At 54.5% G+C, this 1,753-nt stretch carries 1 protein-coding gene; it reads left to right on the top strand.

Annotated features, from left to right (window positions below):
- Positions 1–137: 137 nt before the first annotated feature.
- Positions 138–1,613 carry a surface lipoprotein assembly modifier gene (locus ACTHUE_RS17790; protein ID WP_199900386.1) on the top strand — a complete coding sequence of 492 codons (1,476 nt, stop codon included), beginning with the start codon at positions 138–140 and terminating at the stop codon, positions 1,611–1,613.
- Positions 1,614–1,753 lie beyond the last annotated feature (140 nt).

Raw genomic sequence — 1,753 nt, 5'->3', positions numbered from 1 at the left:
GCCGTCTGAAATCCCATCGGTTTTCAGACGGCCTTTTGTCGTCTTTATCAGATAAAATGGCACTCGGTTTGCAAAATTTCCGACTCAAAACATTGTACAATCTGCCCACTTATACCGATAACATCCCAAACATTGCCATGAAAAAACGTCTGCTCCTCCTCGCCATCCTTCCCCTTTCCCTTCACGCCGCCGATGTGCCGCCTGATGTGAAACCCGAGCTTCAAGTCAACACAGCCGAACCCCAACAACCCGAAACGCACAACATCACTGCCGAGCAGACAAACAGGCCGTCTGAAAAAATCATCAACGTCGATGCCGATACCCTGCTTGCCAACACCGAATTACTGGCACGCGCCATGTATTCCGCCGTCGTCGCCCACAACATCCCCGGCATCAAAGCCGTTTTGCCCATTTACGAACAATGGCCAGAACACGACCGCGCCATGGCACGCTATGCCAAAGGTTTGCTTGCCCAATCCGAAGGACGCGCCGCCGAAGCCATCGGCCATTACCGCCGCTTTATCGCCGAGCAACCCGATGCCTCCGCCGTCCGCTGGCAGCTTGCGACCGCCTTGTTTGAAGACAAACAAAACGAAGCCGCAGCCGACCAGTTCGACAAACTACAAACCGAATCCCTCCCGCCTGCCTTGCAAGAACGCATCGAAACCTACCGCAAAGCCCTGCGCGAACGCGACTCATGGCAATTCAACGCCGGCCTGAACATCACGCGCGAACAAAACATCAACCAAGCCCCCGGCCAACGCCGTCTGGGCAACCACCTGAGCGATGAACAATGCCGCGCCGTGCGCCTTGCCTATCCCGACGACGACTGCTTCCGAGGCTGGACATTCCCCGAACCCATCGATGCCACTGCCATCCATTACCAAATCGGCGCAGAAAAAAAATGGTCGCTGCCCCGCGGCTTCTATGCCACGGCAGGCGCAGACCATTACGGCAAAATCTATCCCAAACACACCAACTACAACGACCTCACCACACGCTTTTCGGCAGGCATCGGCTATGCCGACCAGCGCAACGATATCGGCATTACCCCGTTCCACGAACGCCGCTTCTACGGCAACGACCCCTACACCTACACCAACGGCGCACGCCTCCACTACAACCATTGGTGGCAACCCAAGCTGCAAACCCTCAGCGCATTTGAAGCAGGCCGTCTGAAAAACGGCCGCCGCGAGCATTCCAACAACACCAGCCAACTGCTCAGCAACTCCATCGTGTACTACCGCAACGCGCGCCAATACTGGGTAGCCGGTATCGACCTCTACCGCGAACGCAACCGCGACGACAAAAGCGACAGCTTCAACCGCTACGCCCTGCGCACCACATGGGGACAAGAATGGCCCAAAGGCCTCTCCACCGTCCTACGCCTCAGCGCCGCCCAACGCCATTACCAAGCCCCCAGCTTCTTCAGCAACGAACAAAACCGCCGCGACAAAGAAGCCTCCGCCTCCCTGAGCGTATGGCATCGCGCCCTCCATTTCAAAGGCATCACCCCACGCCTGACCATTGCCCACAACAAAACATGGAGCAACGACAAGTTCTACGAATACGGCAAAACCAAAATGTTTGTCGAATTGAGCAAAACGTTCTGACAAATAGAACTAATCTGGGGATCAAGCAAGAATATCGGTCCTGCATACTGATTTACAAGGCAGATTCAAACTTTTACAGATACCGGATAAATAGGATTTTCAAGGCATAATTCCTCATTAAATTTATATTTATCAAATAG

The organism is Neisseria sp. P0021.S005, assembly GCF_051956955.1.
The sequence above is the reverse complement of the archived record's forward strand: the minus strand, read 5'-3'. Positions and strand labels throughout refer to the sequence as shown.

Coding starts and splice junctions, on each gene's coding strand:
- ACTHUE_RS17790 (WP_199900386.1), top strand. CDS start 138: ATGAAAAAACGTCTGCTCCTCCTCGCCATCCTTCCCCTTTCCCTTCAC.